Raw genomic sequence first — 16,938 nt, forward strand, 5'->3', positions numbered from 1 at the left:
AGTAAATGTACGATCGCTTAGGGATTAAGCTTGAGCTTGTTCAGCTTCTTCTTCTGTTTCACATTGGTTTGGAATTGTGCAACCTTGGCCTTCTATTGGTAAGTAAGCACCGATAGCTTTTGGGTACAACCAACCACCAAAGCACGCGCCAGCAATTGGAGCGAGAATTGGTACGATGAAGTAAGGGATATCACGAGCACCAGTCAGAGCGAAATCCCAGCCAGCAAAGTAAGCAAAGAGTTTTGGTCCGAAGTCACGAGCAGGGTTCATTGCAAAGCCTGTCAGTGGGCCTAAAGAACCGCCAATTACCGCGATAAGAATACCGATTAGCAGTGGGTTCATTGCACCGCGAGATGCGCCATTGTTCTCATCACCTAGTGCCAAAATTGCAAACATCAACACAGCCGTAATCACGAACTCCACAGCAAAAGCGCCAAAGAAAGAAAGTGAAGCATGTGGGTAAGTTGAGAAGATACCAGCAGTTGATAGTGCGTCTTGGCTGCTACGAACGAAGTTATGTGCAATTTCGTAGTCAGTGAATAGGTTGCTGTATAGGCTGTAAACTAATGCCGCAGAGCAAAATGCGCCAAGTAGCTGAGAAATGATGTAAGGCACAACTTTCGCTTTATCAAAGCCATGGAACATTGCCAGTGCGATGGTGACTGCAGGGTTAATGTGTGCGCCAGAAACACCGGCAGTACAGTAGATTGCGATAGCAACACCTAAGCCCCAGATGATGCTGATTTCCCATTGTCCGAATGTTGCACCGGTTAATACCAGTGCCGCCACACAGCCAACGCCAAAGAATATGAGTAATCCTGTACCGATAAATTCGGCTAAGCATTGCCCAAATAAAGAAGGGTGTTTGTTAGTTGTCATGTTCGAGTCCTTTTTAGTTTTTGCTTATCTAGCACGTGTATTGTGCATATATTTGCGAACTCGAAAATAAACGAACATGAAAAGTGAGCGTTTGAGCATAAAATTGTTAATTAAAGTCACTTGAAATGTTAATCCGAACACTTTTACTCGGAAAAGATACTCGCATGAACGTCATTGCTCGAATGATAGGTTGCGAAGCCGCTCAAACTACCTATATGTAAATGAATGCGCAACTGGTACGAGGAGTTTATGTTTGGATTTGTGACGCTACTTCGTGAGTGGCTGATTATTAGACTTAATTAGGGAGGGCTATGTGATGTTTTTGCTATGTAACAGGGGCGTTAACAAATGAGCTTATATGCATAAATGAATAAACTGCCAACTATGTTGTAGTTTGGCAGTTTTAATTTGGGTGTTTGTTTTTGTTATACGATAGAAACTTACCACTTTAAACCAAAGCGGCCACTTTTCCTTTCGCTACCAATTGATCTCGAATCGAGTCATATGCCCAGTTGAACGCAATCGCGTAAAGTACAAAGAAAATCACTAGGCCGATATCCATAACCAGTACGGTTAGGAAATCGAGTTGTAGGACCCACATTAGAACAGGAAGAGTCATCGTCATTAATCCGAGTTCAAACCCTAACCCGTGTAAAACTCGAGTCTTCTTGGTTCGTTTGCTGCGGTCGGCTCCGAATACTTTATCGTAGCCGTAGTTGTAAACGTAGTTCCAAGCCATTGCGATGAATGACATCGCAAGTGCTAAGCCCGCCATTTTTCCTGCACCATCTCCGGTGATATACGTTGCAAGCCCCGCCATCAACATCAAAGCAACTAGTTCAAATAGCATCATGTGCAACATGCGTTCTTTATGTGACATTTTTTACTCTCTTTATGTTTTTCTAGCCTCTATGGGCTAATGACTTGGTTAGATAATATCTATTTAAGTGATAATATAAAGATAGTTAGCATCACATATAGTGATAGTAAGTGTTGGGAGACGCTGAATGTACAACATAGAACAGCTGAAGATGTTTGTGTATGCCGTTGAACTAGGGTCATTTTCTGCTAGTGCTCGTCAACTGGGGAAGGTGCAGTCGGCGGTGAGTCAAGGTATCAGTAATCTCGAAATTGATTTTAATGTCGAGCTGTTTGATCGTTCGACTCGAAAGCCTTCACTAACCAAAGCGGGCGAGCAATTATTTAAACAGGTGAAAGCAATTGTGCTTCAGGTTGAAGATCTGAATGTGGCGGTCAGTGCGATGGGTAGCGGTGAAGAGGGGCTCATCAAAATTGCATTAGATGATTCATTATTGGTCCCGAACCTATCTAAGATCCTGAGTGAATTCAGTAACTATTTCCCTGCTACTGAAGTTGAATTGGTTGCCTGTACCACAACTGAGGTTAATCCGTTGGTTATAGAAGAGGGAGCCGACATTGGATTGATGTTTACCAACTTGGCGTTTGATGTAGGCTCTGAGCCTTGCTTTATCGGCCACTTACCGTTTATTGCCGTGTGTCATCCTAGCCACTTGCTCGCAAAATTAAGTGTCGCAAAACTTTCTGATTTACTCCCGCATCGTCAGTTGATGTTGAGGGGAGACAAAGGCAAAGTGATGGATCAGTTTCCGCTGATTGCCGGTAAGGTATGGTGGTCAAACAGCTTTATTGTTATCAAAGAGATGGTGCTTGGCAGCGATATTGGGTGGGCATACTTACCCAAGCACCTTGTCGAAGAGGAGCTGAATAAGCAACGTTTAGTGGAGATTAATGTGTCCTTTGATCACAAAACATGGTCACCGCCTGTCGATCTTGTTTTGTCTAAAACACGCTCGAAAGGTCCAGCATTGCTTTGGCTTGAACAAGCTTTGAAAGGCTTATTGGACGAAACATAAACTGGACGAGGCTTAAATTGGATGAAACGTCATAAAGAAAAGGCTCACCGCTTACCGTGTGAGCCTTTCTATTTTATGTGATGCTGCTTTTTGTTAGTGCTAGATGCTAGATGCTAGATGCTAGATGCTAGGTTTTACCGTTTGACCGTTGTAGTACTTAGTCTTCATTTTTAGAGCAATGTTAACTAAGTAAATCAATACGGGCACTTCAATCAGTGGGCCGATCACTCCAGCGAAAGCTTGGTCAGAGTTGATGCCAAATACAGCAATAGATACTGCAATTGCGAGCTCGAAGTTGTTGCCTGTCGCTGTAAATGCAATTGACGCGTTCTTATCGTATTCAATGCCCATCTTTTTACCAATGAAGAAGCTGACGAAGAACATCAACGTAAAGTAAATGGTCAGTGGAATAGCAATCAGCAATACATCCATTGGTAGTTCAACAATCATCTCGCCTTTTAGGCTGAACATCAAAACGATAGTCGCTAATAGTGCAATCAGTGTGATTGGTGAGATACGTGGAATGAACACATCGTTGTACCACTGTTCGCCCTTCATCGACACTAGGATCTTACGACTTAAGAAGCCCGCTAGGAATGGGATACCTAAATAGATAAGTACACTGTGTGCAATATCGATCATCGAGATATCAACCAACATGCCTTCGTAACCAAACACTGGTGGTAGCACACTGATGAATAACCACGCCATAAAGCTATAGCTCACCACTTGGAATGCACTGTTAAGAGCAACCAATGCTGCGCCGTATTCTTTATTACCGCCACCGATGTCATTCCAAACCAGAACCATTGCTACACAACGAGCAAGACCAATCAGGATCACACCGACCATGTAACCAGGGTGATCACCTAAGAAGATAATGGCTAATACAAACATCAGAATCGGACCTACGATCCAGTTCATAATCAGTGATAGCTTGATGGCTTTCTTATCTTTTACCACTGTACCTAACAAGCTGTAGTTCACTTTAGCCAAAGGTGGATACATCATTAAGATAAGGCCAATCGCTAAGGGAATGTTAGTACTGCCTACCGACATAGCTTCATTCCATTGTTCAATTTGTGGAAACATGGTGCCAACTAATACACCAATCCCCATGGCGATAAAGATCCACAATGTTAAATAGCGATCTAGAAAACCTAACTTTGGTTGCATTGTATTCTCTCTTTAATTTCTATCGTTAATCGTCGAAATTCGATTTAATAAGACCAAAATACGCTTAGTTTCACTGTGTGATGTATGAACTAAGCGTGATGAATCTATTTTAAAATGGTGTTAATCAGTGACTCAAACTGCTGAATATTGTTTCGATTAATGCGGTAACACATTTTTGGAGGAATGGACTCGGCGCTAATAAAACCTGAGTTCTTCAATATTCTTAGGTGCTCTGATACTGTCGATTGAGCCAAATCTAATTCACTAACCAGATCGCTGTTCAAGCAGCCCCCAGACTTTTCTAAAGCTGACAAAATACTAAGTATGCGAACTCTCGCTGGGTGAGCGAGTGCTTTGGCTAATGAGGCCATCTCTTTCTCTGCTTCAGTATTACTTAGCGGAAGAGAACAGCTTTCAGTTACTTGGCATGTTGTGGTCATACTTAAGTGGCTCATTTACTATTAATCGTTAAAAGACGATTGATAGTAAGACTATTTCTTCTGGGGGTCAATGCGAATTTATTCATTAGCTAGCATGGACGTTCATTACTTGGCTCTACCAGCTATTAGCCGTTTTCGATTTTTGATTTCCCTACCCAATACAATGGCCATTTTTGTTGCGGCGACGTGTTATTGAGCATGGCTCCAATACAAACCAGTGCAATGCTGCCGACCAGAACAGGAGTGAATAAGAAAGTCCAATCTACGGATGCTGTACCTGCCAGTGTAATTACGATTGGATTGGCTCCCGCTGGTGGATGAACGGCGCGAAAGTACAGCATCAACATAATTGCGGATCCTACCGCCAACGCCATCACTAAATAAGAATCACCAAACCCATACAGTGCGATCAACCCAACCACGGCAGAGATAAAATGACCAGCGATGATGTTTCTGGGTTGAGCTAGCGGCGATGTTGGAACTGCGAACAATAGAACACACGTTGCTCCAAACGGAGCCATTAGCCAAGGTATTTCAGATTGCTCTGCGAGTAAGCACAATACGAATACCCCTGTTGTCCCTCCGATAAAGCCTTTTAACAGCTGACTGATCGTTGCGCGTGGAGGAAGTTCACCTCCGCCGGTTAGCTTTTTAATCATCACGATTTCCTTCATTTAAGATTAAGGATACAAAGTGTACAGATCTGTACGTGTTGAGTTGAATGATACAGATCTGTACACTGTTGGCAACAGCAAATTTAGCAACACTAAATTTTATCCGATTTGAAATAGGGGCAGGCATGAGTAAGAAAGAGCAGATCTTGGATGTAGCTGAGTCTTTGTTTAACCAATTTGGCTATACCGCGGTTGGTGTGGATATGATCCGAGATGAAGCTGGAGTTTCTAAGACATCGATGTATCGCCACTTTGGATCCAAAACCAAGCTAATTAAGGCGGTATTGATTAGGCGTCATCAGAGGTTTGAATCTAGCCTAGAAACGTTTCTTATATCGGGTACTGGCGCGCAGGGTCAACTTAACGCGTTATTAGATTGGCACTTTGCTTGGTTTGAGCAACCTGATTTCAAAGGATGCATGTTCATGCATGCCTTAGCGGAGTTTAAAGCGTCTGAAGATGATATAGCGATGCTATCCCAGCAACATAAAGTGTGGCTTAAAAGCACGATTCGTCGCGTAATAAATCATGATAAAAATGGAGATGATACGTTATTGGAGCTGTGCAGTGAATCGGTGATGATCTTTATTGAAGGCCTTATCGTGAGGAGCGAGTTTGGAAAATTAGGTTTAAACAAAGAACCTTATCGAAAAGCTTTGCATGCTTTGGCTGATCTAACGATATAATCGAACATAGAACCGTTACACAAGATAACGAAAATCATAATTGACACTTTAATTTTTACTTATAGGTAAGCCCTGAAATGCCACAACAGAACATCAAATTTATCGCTGCTGATATGGACGGCACTCTGCTTAATGAACACGGGAAGTTAGACCCTGAATTTTTCAATCTCTATGAGCGACTAGAAGCTCAAGACATTATTTTTGCTGCGGCATCGGGCCGACAGTACTACAGCTTGATGGAGACATTTTCTCCGCTAAAAGATCGCATGATGTTTGTTGCTGAAAACGGCACATTAGTGATGCACAAAGGCCGAGAGCTCTACAGCTGCTTGCTTGATACTGATGCCATCAAAGACATCATCAAAGAAGCGCGTGCTATTGAAGGCGCGCATGTGGTGCTTTGTGGTAAGAAATCAGCATACATCGAAACCAAAGACGAACGCGCTTTAGCGGAGATCTCTAAGTACTACCACCGCCGTGAGCAAGTAGAAGACTTACTGGCGGTAGAAGATGAATTCATCAAAGTTGCTATCTGCCACTTCGACGGTTCACAAGAGAAAGTGAACCCAAGTATCAATGCCAAGTTCGGTGACAATTACCAAGTGGTTGTGAGCGCAAAAATCTGGCTTGATGTGATGAACGCTGAAGCGTCAAAAGGCGCAGCAATTAAGCATCTACAAAACACACTCGGCTTCACTTACGAGCAAACCATGAGCTTTGGTGATTACCTGAATGACTACGAAATGCTTAAAGAGAGCTACCATTCTTACGCGATGGAAAATGCACACCCTAAGCTGAAAGAGATCGCACGTTTTGGTGCGCCAAGTAACGTCGATGCTGGTGTATTCCAAGTGCTTGAGAAACTGCTAGCGTCACGCGGTTAAGCTCAATCCTATTTTTATCAAAGCCAACTCGTGAATATGAGTTGGCTTTTTTGTTGGCTAATGGTTTATCGAGTTAAATTTGAACGAGTGTTCAGTTTGTTGTAGTCTGATCAGAAAGATGGGTATCCACTTCGAATTGGATACGCCTTAGCAACGACATTTGGAAAGATTATGAGCAAGAAACTTCAACTCGATATTATTTCTGACGTAATGTGCCCTTGGTGCGTGGTCGGCTACAAAAACTTAGAGCAAGCTGTTTCTGAGCTTGGCTTAGCACAACAGATTGAACTTGAATGGCAGCCGTTTGAGTTGAATCCAGACATGCCGCAAGAAGGTGAAAACCTGCGTGATCACATCATGAGAAAATACGGTTCTAGTGCGGAAGAGAGCCAACGCTCACGTGAGCAACTGGCTGCCCGTGGCAAAGCGGTTGGGTTCGATTTTAACTTCTATGACAGCATGAGAATGGTGAATTCACGTCACCTACATGTGTTGCTTGATTTTGCTCTAGCACACGGTAAACAGACTGAGTTAAAGCTACGCTTCTTCACTGCGCATTTTTCAGAGCAGAAAGATCTGGCTGATCTGGAGGTTATCGCGCAAGAACTTGAAGCGATTGGTTTAGACTCAACGAAGGCACTGAAACGCTTGAAGAACATCGACAACTTAAAGCAAATTGAAGCGCAAGAGTTTGAATGGCAACGCATGGGCATCTCTGCGGTCCCTACTGTGGTATTCAACCGCAAGAGTGCAGTCACTGGGGCGCAGACGGTAGAAACGTATAAGCAAATTCTTCAAGAGCTTATGGCCGAATCATAAGCCGATCATTGGTATCAATTAGGTCTGAATTTCATGGAATCACTTTCACTCGCTCAAGCGCAAAAAATGGTATTGCTTTCGCAAAAATTGCCACCTAAGAAGCAACGTAATGGTGGCGCTTTGGCAAACACGCTGTCTGCGATTGAAAACCTTGGATATGTGCAAATTGATACCATCTCTGTGATTCAACGAGCTCACCACCACACGCTTTGGAATCGTAATCAAGACTATCAATTGAATCATCTGGATAAACTGTTAGAGCGTCGAGAGGTGTTTGAGTATTGGTCGCACGCCGCCGCATATTTACCCATGCGAGATTACCGTTTCAGTTTGCATCGAAAGAACGGGTTTGCGAGCGGTAAGCTTAAGCATTGGTATAAAAAAGACGACGCACTCATGGCACATGTTCTCAAACGTATTGAGAGCGAAGGGCCATTGATGGCGAAAGACTTTGAAGGGGACAGACCAAACCCCGGCGGATGGGGCGGTAAGCCTGCCAAGCAAGCGCTAGAGACTTTGTTTATGCAAGGTGACTTAATGGTGCCGAGCCGAGTGAACTTTCATAAGGTGTATGACCTAACCGAGCGAGTTTTGCCAAGTGGTATTGATACCTCTGAACCGACTGAGCAAGAGTACATTGAGCATCTGATCACGCGTTATTTAGAAGCCAATGGGGTAGGAATCGCATCGCAAATGAGCTATCTCCTTAAGAACACCAAACCACTGATTCAGAAAACACTCCAACAGATGCTTGAAGACAAACAAGTCGTGAAGGTGGATGTTCAAGGCTCTGATTACTACGTGTTGCCCGATGCTTTTGAGCTGCTGAATCAGTCTCTGTCTAGAACTAAGTTAAAGATATTGTCTCCGTTTGATAACCTGTTGATTCAACGTAAGCGAATGCAATCACTGTTTAATTTTGATTACCTTCTTGAGTGTTATGTTCCTGAAGCCAAGCGCCAGTTTGGTTACTTCAGTTTGCCGATTCTGTGGCAAGGTGAGCTGGTGGCACGAATGGATTGTAAGGTCGACAGGAAGAATCGAATACTTCATATCCGTAACTTGGCTGTCGAAGACAGGATTACAAGCCATGAGGCATTAGTTCACGCTTTATGTGATGAACTTAAGCATTTTATGGTGTTCAATCAGTGTGATGAGATAATTGTTTCCACCACCACGCCCACAAACCTTGGTCAAGGCTTGATGGAGCATTGGCACAGTGGTCGCCGTTAAGTCTTAATGCTTAACCTCGATATATCTGATTTGATAAATACTTTGCATTTGCAATAGTCACAGTGTCCAATGTCGGTTAAAACAATATTGACCGAAAAACCTTATTTTTTAAGGTTTTAAATAGGAAGCTCGCTTCATGCGAAAATCAGATAAGAAAATAGAGAATCAAATCAGAGACGTACTAACGGACGTTTGCGAAGACACGTTGAAAAGCTATGACGGTTTTTTGTGGGTAACGCACGTGGTCAACTTTTCCTCTTTCCCGCAAAGCTTAAAAATCATCTGCGTATTCGATACCAATCAGGATAGAACTAACTTTTTGAATGGCGAAGGCAAGCAGAGTGTCTCTGAGGCCATCCAAAAGGCGTTTAATCAGGTTGGGATCCAACTGAAGAATATCGATAAGCATGTCAGTTATGATACACAAGAAAACTGTGACCGTGATCACCAAGGGAAATGGAACATAAGGTTGTAAGCGTTTTGGTGGGGGCTCACAGAGTGGTGGCCATTGTGATGACGCTTTCCCAATACTGATAATTGGGACTCGACGAATGCTATTTGGAAAACTTGCTTATCATTAACAGAGAACTTGAATGCCTTTTTCTTCAAGTTCTTCAATAACACTAGTGGATAAGTTTTTGTCAGTAATGACACCATCAAGTGTATCCAGATCTAGGGCGTGAAAGCTTGCAATTCGACCATACTTAGTAGAGTCAGATATTAGGTAGTTGGCTTGCGCTGCTTTTACAATGGATTTTTTAACCAACACTTTATTTTCGTTTGGTGTCGATAAGCCTTTTAAACTCCAAGAAGAAGAGGAAATGAAGGCAATATCAATATTCATACCATCCAAGAACTCAGCGACTTTCCCACCAATACTCGATTGGTTCTCACGATCGATTTTGCCACCTGTGTGGTAAATCTCGCATGATGAGTGATTCATCAAATAAGCCGCGATTGAGAAATCGTTGGTGATGATTAACAGATCTTCACGTATTGCCAACTGATGGGCGACTTCTAATGAGGTTGTTCCTGCATCTAAATAAACAGTGGCATCTTTTTCGATAAGTTGAGCAGCAAGCTTACCTATTTGTACTTTTTCATTCGTTTGTTGTTCTACCTTAGCGTCATGAGAAAGTTCGTGATGCAAGGCTTGAGCTAGTTGAACCCCTCCAGATACTGAAACGACTTTCCCAGAAGCTTCTAGCTTTACTATGTCTCGACGAACGGTCATATGCGATACGTCGAGCTGAGCGACTAACTCAGAAATACTAATCACCTCTTGGTGTGATAACAGTGACAAAATGGTTCTCTGACGCTCTGCTGGAATCATGGTTTTCTTCTATGTTCTTGTTTTTCATTATCCTAGCAATCTTTCCTTTGCTTGTGAAGATATGTGAACTTATGTTCCTTATTTGGGCTTCAAAGTGTGGTAGCTGCTATTTACGTGAATTTGTGCTGCCTCTAAAGGGCTAAATTGAGTCTGCGTGTTAAGTTTTGTTAAATATGTGACTTATCACTAAGTTGTTGGTGGGTTTTTCACATATAATCACAAACATAAACAAGAGTTAACAGTGTTAAGATTTCAGAAATTACCAAGAAGGCATTGATATTATGAGTGAAGTTCAATCTGTCGGAGTGATCGGTTTAGGTTCTATGGGAATGGGCGCAGCAAAATCATGTATATGCGCAGGCCTTAATGTCTACGGTTTTGACCTGAATGCACAAGCACTAGAAGAACTGGGTTCGTTTGGTGCAAAAGCAGTATCGACGAATGCTGTCGAGTTTGCAGATCAACTTGATGCTGTGTTGGTGTTGGTTGTGAACGCACAACAAGTAAACACGGTTTTGTTTAAGACTGGTCTTGCTGCGGCATTAAAGCCAAATACGCCAGTGATGGTGTCCGCAACTATCTCTGCTGAAGATGCAAAACAGATTGAAGCCCAACTCGCAGAACATAAGCTTGTAATGCTTGATGCACCGGTATCTGGCGGTGCGGTAAAAGCGGAAGCTGGTGAGATGACAATTATGGCGTCGGGTGCTCAAAGCACATTCGATAGGCTTGATCCTGTTCTGAATGCAACGGCAGCCAAGGTTTATAACATAGGTGAAGCGGTTGGCCTTGGCGCGACAGTGAAGATTATCCACCAACTGCTTGCCGGTGTTCATATTGCTGCGGGTGCAGAGGCAATGGCATTAGCGGCACGCGCAAATATTCCTCTTGATTTGATGTATGACGTTGTGACCAATGCTGCGGGTAACTCGTGGATGTTTGAGAACCGCATGAAGCATGTGGTTGATGGCGACTACACTCCAAAATCTATGGTCGATATCTTTGTTAAGGATTTGAACTTGGTATCGGATACCGCTCAAGACTTGAAATTCCCACTTCCTCTATCAAGTGCAGCGCTGAATATGTTCGTGAGCGCGAGTAATGCTGGCTTTGGTCAAGAAGACGACAGCGCTGTGATCAAAGTATTTCAAGGCATTGACCTACCAGGCATTAACACACCAAAAGTGGAGAAGTAATCATGTTGTTAGGTGTTATTGCAGACGACTTTACTGGCGCAACAGATATAGCGGGTTTCCTTGTTGAAAACGGTATGCGCACTATTCAATTAAATGGCATTCCCACAGGTGATTTTGATGCATCAGCCGATGCCGTTGTTATCAGCCTTAAATCTCGTTCGTGTCCGGTAGATGAAGCGATTACTGATTCTGTTACTGCGCTCAAATGGCTTCAATCTCAAGGCTGCCAACAGTTTTACTTCAAATATTGCTCGACCTTTGACAGCACTGCTGAAGGCAATATCGGCCCCGTAACAGATGCACTTTTGGCTGAACTTGGAGAATCTTTCACTATGGTTTGCCCTGCATTGCCAGTAAATGGTCGCACGGTTTACAACGGTCACCTGTTTGTTTTTGGTGAGTTGTTAAGTGATTCAGGTATGCGAAATCACCCTGTGACACCAATGACGGATTCAAGTGTAGTTCGCATGATGGACGCACAATCAGAAGGCGTTTCTGGCTTAGTGAACTTCCAAACAATTGAGCAAGGCTTTAGTGCTGTCACGGCGCGTTTTGAAGAATTAAAAGCTCAAGGTAGTCGCTACGCCGTGGTAGACGCATTTAATGCCGAGCATTTGGTGACGTTAGGTCAAGCCGCTAAATCTCTGAAGCTAATCACAGGTGGCTCAGGCCTAGCTGCTGGTATCGCTAAAAATTGGAAGGAACATCTTGCTGACCAAAGTGATGCAAAACATGCAGGTAGCCCAGTCAAAGCACCAACTGTTGTATTCTCTGGATCTTGTTCTGTGATGACCAATCAACAAGTTGCAATCTACAAAGATCACGCACCACACTTCGCGATTGATGTAAAAACGTGTTTGACCAACAAGCAATACGCTAATGAAGTCTTTGATTGGGTGATGACTCATATCCAAAGTGAACTTGCACCGTTGGTGTACGCGACGGCTGAAGCAACGGCACTTAAAGTTATTCAAGACGAGTATGGCGCGGATGCCTCTAGTCATGCGGTTGAGCAGTTCTTTAGTCACCTTGCTATTAAGTTGCAACGGAATGGAGTGAAGAACTTCATTGTTGCTGGTGGTGAAACCTCTGGTGTCGTAACTCAAAGCTTAGGCGTGAAAGGTTTCCATATCGGTCCTCAGATTGCACCGGGTGTACCTTGGGTTAAATCGGTTGAAGGTGAGCTTTCTCTGGCTCTTAAATCGGGCAATTTTGGTGACGAAAACTTCTTTGCTAAAGCACAGTCATTTTTTGTATAGGGTGGTGATTCGATGGGTAATGATTTAATGAACGTACAGCCACTTTTGAGCGAGCAGCAGTTGCGCGAACAAATGGTTACACTCGCTCGTTCTATGTTTGAACGTGGTTACGCAACTGGTGGTGCTGGGAACCTCTCTCTCAAACTGCCAAATGGTTATTTTTTAGCAACCCCTACGGGTTCTTCATTTGGTCGACTAGTGGCAGAAGAACTTTCGGTTGTGGATATTAATGGCAACCATATTTCAGGTAAAAAGCCTTCGAAAGAGGCCGAATTCCACTTAGCGATTTACCGTAACAATCCTGTATGCAATGCGATTGTTCATCTGCACTCTACCTATCTTACTGCACTGTCGTGTCTTGAAGGTTTGGATCGCAACAACGCAATTAAAGCGTTTACACCTTATTTCGTAATGCGAATTGGTGAGTTGCCTGTAATTCCTTACTTGCGCCCAGGCGACCCGCAAATTGCTGAAGAGTTAGCAATGCGAGCTGGAGACTATCGTGCGTTCTTATTAGCGAACCACGGCCCCGTTGTTACTGGAACTGATTTCATTGATGCCGTAGATAACGCCGAAGAATTAGAAGAAACCGCAAAATTAGCGTTTTTGTTAAAAGATAGAGAGATCCGATACCTCACAGATGAAGAGGTATCGGATCTAAAAGGGAGAAGCAAATAATGGCAAAGTTCGCAGCAAATCTAACCATGTTATTCACTGAAGTGCCGTTTTTAGATCGTTTTGAAAAAGCGCACCTCGCGGGTTTCAAAGCGGTCGAATACCTCTTCCCGTATGCGTTCGAAGCGGATGAGCTCGCAGACAAAATGCAGACATTTGGTTTTGAACAGGCCCTTTTCAATATGCCTCCCGGTGACTGGGAAGCGGGTGAGCGAGGATTTGCTGCTATTCCCGGTCGTGAGAACGAATTTAAGACGAGTGTGGATACTGCATTGATGTATGCCATTGCACTTAAATGTAAAAAAGTGCATGCAATGTCGGGTTTGATGGATGACAACTTTACTCGACAGCAGCATGTAGAAACCTTCATTTCAAACATTCGATTTGCCGCAGATAAATTTGCCGAGCACGGTATCGAATTGATGATTGAACCTCTTAACAACCGTGACGTTCCTAACTATTTTGTGGCGCATCAACGCGATGCTGTTGAGCTCATTAAGTTGGTAGCGCGTCCAAACGTAAAGCTGCAGCTAGACCTTTACCACGCGCAGATCATGGATGGTGATCTGAGTACATTGATTCGCGAAGTTGCTGCTTGTACTGGCCATATTCAAATCGCTTCGGTACCTGAAAGGCATGAACCTTCTGAAGGTGAGTTGAGTTATTCGCACCTATTTGATGTTTTGGATGACTCAGGCTACCAAGGTTGGATTGGCTGTGAATACAACCCGAGAGCCTCGACTGAAGAAGGTTTGGGATGGTTAAAGCCCTATTTATAGCGACAGTGAGTAAGCATAAGCTTTTAGCACTGATTCTTTAGTACGTAATAACACAATAAAGCAGCCCAAATAATAAGCCGCTGTATACAAAGTGCAGCAGGAGGCGTACCCATTTCTCTTGTATGCACCCCTACACAACAAAAATCGACACAAAAAGGAATACACAATGGATGGAGCACTGATAGGCATCGTGATTGGCATTTTAGCCATGATGGGCATGATTATAAAAACAAGAATTCCAGTGGCGCTTGCTATGATTATCGCAAGTATCATCATGGGCCTGTTTGCTGGAATGGCACCCACAGAACTTATTAATGCAATCAAAGCGGGCTTTGGTGGCGTTCTTGGTGGTATCGGTTTAATTATCGCGTTTGGCGTGATCATGGGCGCATGTTTTGAGCGGTCTGGCGCTGCTGTAAGAATGGCAAAAACGTTTGTAAAGTTATGTGGTAAAGGTCGCGAAGACTTGGCGCTTGGTTTTACCGGTGTACTTGTTGCTATCCCAGTATTTTGTGACTCTGCGTACATCATTTTGCATTCTCTTGTTCGTGCAATCTCACGTGATACAGGTAAGTCAGCGGTAGGTTTGGGGGTGACATTAGCGCTAGGCTTATTGATCACTCATGCACTTGTGCCGCCAACACCTGGCCCAGTTGCTGTTGCAGGTATTCTAGGCGTTGATCTCGGTGAATACATGCTGTGGGGCTTGATGGTTTCGATTCCTATGATGCTACTTTCGATGATTTACATTCGCCGAGTAGGTAACGAGTATTATCGCGTACCAAACGGTGAAACATGGATTACTAACCAAGCTGATTGGGCAAACCTTGAAAAAGTAAAAGACACAAATGACAGAGCGCTACCAAGTAACTTTTTATCATTCGGTCCAATTCTGCTGCCAATCGCATTCATCCTAATCAATACGCTTGTTGGTCAAGGTGACACTGCACTGCACAGCGTTATTTCGTTGATTGGTAACCCTGTGGTAGCCGTTGGTATCGGTGTTCTTATGGCGCTATACGGTCTTACTCGCCACATCGAACGTAAAGACATGGTTAGCTCGATGGATGATGCATTGTCTACAACTGGCTTGATCCTTGTTGTTACGGGGTGTGGTGGTGCAATGGGTGCGGTACTTAAAGCTTCTGGCGCTGGTCCCCAAGTGGCTGAAGCGATTGCAAGCAGCGGTATCCCACCACTACTTGTGCCATTGGCGATTGCATCTATGCTTCGTTTAATCCAAGGTTCAGCAACAGCTTCTATGATGGTTGCAGCAACTATGACGTTGCCATTGGTTGAAACTCTAGGCCTAGACCCTGTATTTGTTGCGCTTGCTTGTGCTGTTGGCCCTGTCGGTTTCTCACACTTAAACGACTCTTACTTCCATATTATTAACCGTACTTTAGGTATTACCGAACTTGCTGACCAAATTAAGATCTGGTCTGTATCTTCAACCGTCGCATGGGCGATTGGTGCAAGTATCATCATGATCCTGAACCTTATCTTTGGTAAAGGTGGTACGTTGATTGACCCTCTTATCCCAATCGCGGTTCTAGGTGCTGTATTTGTATGGCTAAAATCAAAAGAGAAATCACAAGTAAATCCAGCAACTGCTAACTAATCTTCTTTTGCCTATATACTGCCCCTATTGCTTGATTGGCTTGCTGATCTTCAATAGGGGCATTTTTGGATCGGGCACTCATCAAAATTAATAATCTTTTGGATCTCTTAGTATGAAAATTGTTATTGCACCAGACTCGTTTAAAGAATCTTTATCGGCGGTATCGGTGGCGGCGTGTATTGAAAAGGGCTTTCGTGAAATCTTCCCAGACGCTGATTATGTGACCTTACCTTTGGCTGATGGGGGTGAAGGTACGGTAGATGTATTGCTGCAAGGTTTGGCTGGGCAAAAACGAACGCATCAAGTGCAAGGGCCATTGGGTGAGCAGATTAATGCCGAATGGGCGATGCTCGAAGCTTCAGATAGCAACCCCAATAAAACCGCACTCATTGAAATTGCTGCCGCATCTGGCTTGGATTTACTGACTCCAGAGCAGCGTGATCCTTTGCTAGCTTCGTCTTTCGGTACAGGGCTGCTGATTTTAGAAGCGATAGAAGAGGGTGCTCAAACCATCATAATTGGATTGGGTGGCAGTGCGACCAATGATGGTGGTGCCGGCATTGTTCAAGCTTTGGGTGGCCGACTACTGGATAACAAAGGACATGAACTTAACCGAGGTGGTGCAGCACTCTCAAAGCTAGCATCAATAGATCTTACAGGCCTAGATACGCGCTGCGCTGATGTCGAGTTGATTGTGGCATGCGATGTTGATAACCCACTGTGTGGTGAGAATGGTGCTAGCTATATTTTCGGCCCACAAAAAGGAGCGACACCTGAGCAAGTCTTACTGCTTGATAAAGCGATAGCGAATTTTGCACAAATTGCTGAATCGCAAGGTTGCGTTGGTGGTGATGACCCCGTTCATAAGCGTGCTGGTTATGGTGCGGCTGGTGGTGCGCCTATGGGGCTTGGTTTGTTATTTGATATGCAGATGAAGCCCGGTATCGAGATGGTACTCGATGTTTTACAAGCCGACGAAGTATTGAAGGACGCAGACCTTGTGATTACAGGTGAAGGGCAAATGGACAACCAAACCCTACAAGGAAAAACACCTTATGGCATTGCTAAACGTGCGAGCTTACAAGGCATTCCAACCATAGGGGTTGCTGGATCTTTAGGCTCCGAAGTTGAAGCGCTTTACGGTGAAATGAGCAGCCTGTTCGGCACGGTACGTTCCCCTCAACCTCTCAATCAGGTATTGCAAGAAGCGGATAGTAACCTAACACGAACCGCGAGAAATATTGCTGCAACATTAAAATTAGGCCAGGAAATCATTGAATAAATTTATGTTAAACAATCTCTTACTTAACATTCTAGTTCGATAGGTTTTATAAATAGTAGCGATATATATAAACGATTATATTTTATTCCAACTCAGGTCTATTCTTT

At 43.8% G+C, this 16,938-nt stretch carries 18 protein-coding genes; 12 read left to right on the plus strand and 6 right to left on the minus strand.

All coding sequences use genetic code 11. The features are described from left to right. Positions 1-24: 24 nt before the first annotated feature. Together OCU50_RS18850 and OCU50_RS18855 are read right to left on the minus strand one after the other, a co-directional pair. Positions 25-879 carry an MIP/aquaporin family protein gene (locus OCU50_RS18850; protein ID WP_060469222.1) on the minus strand — a complete coding sequence of 285 codons (855 nt, stop codon included), beginning with the start codon at positions 877-879 and terminating at the stop codon, positions 25-27. 448 nt (positions 880-1,327) lie between these two features. Next, the gene (locus OCU50_RS18855; RefSeq protein WP_060469223.1) at positions 1,328-1,759 is read right to left on the minus strand and encodes a PACE efflux transporter; all 432 of its coding nucleotides are present in this window, start codon (positions 1,757-1,759) and stop codon (positions 1,328-1,330) included. A 127-nt stretch (positions 1,760-1,886) separates the two neighbouring features. On the opposite strand from OCU50_RS18855, the gene OCU50_RS18860 reads away from it, so the two are divergent. Then, positions 1,887-2,774: a LysR family transcriptional regulator gene (locus OCU50_RS18860; protein ID WP_060469224.1), complete on the plus strand. Its 888-nt coding sequence runs from the start codon at positions 1,887-1,889 to the stop codon at positions 2,772-2,774. A gap of 120 nt (positions 2,775-2,894) precedes the next feature. Here the strand turns inward: OCU50_RS18860 and arsB are convergent, their stop codons facing one another. The 3 genes from arsB to OCU50_RS18875 form a co-directional block, all read right to left on the minus strand. Beyond that, the gene (gene arsB / locus OCU50_RS18865) at positions 2,895-3,950 is read right to left on the minus strand and encodes an ACR3 family arsenite efflux transporter (RefSeq protein ID WP_060469225.1); all 1,056 of its coding nucleotides are present in this window, start codon (positions 3,948-3,950) and stop codon (positions 2,895-2,897) included. Positions 3,951-4,054: 104 nt separating this feature from the next. Continuing rightward, positions 4,055-4,390, minus strand: coding sequence for an ArsR/SmtB family transcription factor (locus OCU50_RS18870; protein WP_060469226.1), 336 nt, complete (start codon positions 4,388-4,390; stop codon positions 4,055-4,057). Positions 4,391-4,515: 125 nt separating this feature from the next. Next, complete coding sequence (locus OCU50_RS18875) at positions 4,516-5,049, minus strand: HPP family protein (RefSeq protein WP_060469227.1); 534 nt, start codon at positions 5,047-5,049, stop codon at positions 4,516-4,518. 140 nt (positions 5,050-5,189) lie between these two features. Between OCU50_RS18875 and OCU50_RS18880 the strand changes: the two genes are divergently transcribed. From OCU50_RS18880 to OCU50_RS18900, 5 genes are all read left to right on the plus strand, one after another. Continuing rightward, the gene (locus OCU50_RS18880) at positions 5,190-5,750 is read left to right on the plus strand and encodes a TetR/AcrR family transcriptional regulator (RefSeq protein WP_060469412.1); all 561 of its coding nucleotides are present in this window, start codon (positions 5,190-5,192) and stop codon (positions 5,748-5,750) included. Positions 5,751-5,827: 77 nt separating this feature from the next. Further along, positions 5,828-6,634 carry a Cof-type HAD-IIB family hydrolase gene (locus OCU50_RS18885; protein WP_060469228.1) on the plus strand — a complete coding sequence of 269 codons (807 nt, stop codon included), beginning with the start codon at positions 5,828-5,830 and terminating at the stop codon, positions 6,632-6,634. A gap of 171 nt (positions 6,635-6,805) precedes the next feature. Then, the gene (locus OCU50_RS18890) at positions 6,806-7,453 is read left to right on the plus strand and encodes a DsbA family oxidoreductase (protein WP_060469229.1); all 648 of its coding nucleotides are present in this window, start codon (positions 6,806-6,808) and stop codon (positions 7,451-7,453) included. A gap of 33 nt (positions 7,454-7,486) precedes the next feature. Then, complete coding sequence (locus OCU50_RS18895; RefSeq protein ID WP_060469230.1) at positions 7,487-8,686, plus strand: winged helix-turn-helix domain-containing protein; 1,200 nt, start codon at positions 7,487-7,489, stop codon at positions 8,684-8,686. Positions 8,687-8,822: 136 nt separating this feature from the next. Then, positions 8,823-9,161 (plus strand): hypothetical protein, encoded by a 339-nt coding sequence (locus OCU50_RS18900; protein ID WP_060469231.1) that lies wholly within the window; start codon positions 8,823-8,825, stop codon positions 9,159-9,161. A 102-nt stretch (positions 9,162-9,263) separates the two neighbouring features. Here the strand turns inward: OCU50_RS18900 and OCU50_RS18905 are convergent, their stop codons facing one another. Further along, positions 9,264-10,019 carry a DeoR/GlpR family DNA-binding transcription regulator gene (locus OCU50_RS18905; protein ID WP_060469232.1) on the minus strand — a complete coding sequence of 252 codons (756 nt, stop codon included), beginning with the start codon at positions 10,017-10,019 and terminating at the stop codon, positions 9,264-9,266. A gap of 281 nt (positions 10,020-10,300) precedes the next feature. Between OCU50_RS18905 and ltnD the strand changes: the two genes are divergently transcribed. From ltnD to OCU50_RS18935, 6 genes are all read left to right on the plus strand, one after another. After that, on the plus strand, positions 10,301-11,215 hold the full coding sequence (gene ltnD, locus OCU50_RS18910; RefSeq protein WP_060469233.1) for an L-threonate dehydrogenase: 915 nt from the start codon (positions 10,301-10,303) through the stop codon (positions 11,213-11,215). A 2-nt stretch (positions 11,216-11,217) separates the two neighbouring features. Continuing rightward, positions 11,218-12,474 carry a 3-oxo-tetronate kinase gene (gene otnK, locus OCU50_RS18915; RefSeq protein ID WP_060469234.1) on the plus strand — a complete coding sequence of 419 codons (1,257 nt, stop codon included), beginning with the start codon at positions 11,218-11,220 and terminating at the stop codon, positions 12,472-12,474. A 12-nt stretch (positions 12,475-12,486) separates the two neighbouring features. Next, positions 12,487-13,152 (plus strand): 3-oxo-tetronate 4-phosphate decarboxylase, encoded by a 666-nt coding sequence (otnC, locus tag OCU50_RS18920; protein WP_370736476.1) that lies wholly within the window; start codon positions 12,487-12,489, stop codon positions 13,150-13,152. Further along, entirely contained in the window at positions 13,152-13,928 is a 777-nt protein-coding gene (otnI, locus tag OCU50_RS18925) for a 2-oxo-tetronate isomerase (RefSeq protein ID WP_060469235.1), read from the plus strand. Before otnC ends, otnI begins: the two co-directional genes overlap by 1 nt. Positions 13,929-14,094: 166 nt before the next feature. After that, positions 14,095-15,549, plus strand: a complete 1,455-nt coding sequence (locus tag OCU50_RS18930; protein WP_060469236.1) for a GntP family permease — start codon at positions 14,095-14,097, stop codon at positions 15,547-15,549. A 112-nt stretch (positions 15,550-15,661) separates the two neighbouring features. After that, positions 15,662-16,831 (plus strand): glycerate kinase, encoded by a 1,170-nt coding sequence (locus OCU50_RS18935; protein ID WP_060469237.1) that lies wholly within the window; start codon positions 15,662-15,664, stop codon positions 16,829-16,831. Positions 16,832-16,938 lie beyond the last annotated feature (107 nt).

This window comes from Vibrio toranzoniae (assembly GCF_024347655.1).
GTDB lineage: Bacteria > Pseudomonadota > Gammaproteobacteria > Enterobacterales > Vibrionaceae > Vibrio > Vibrio toranzoniae.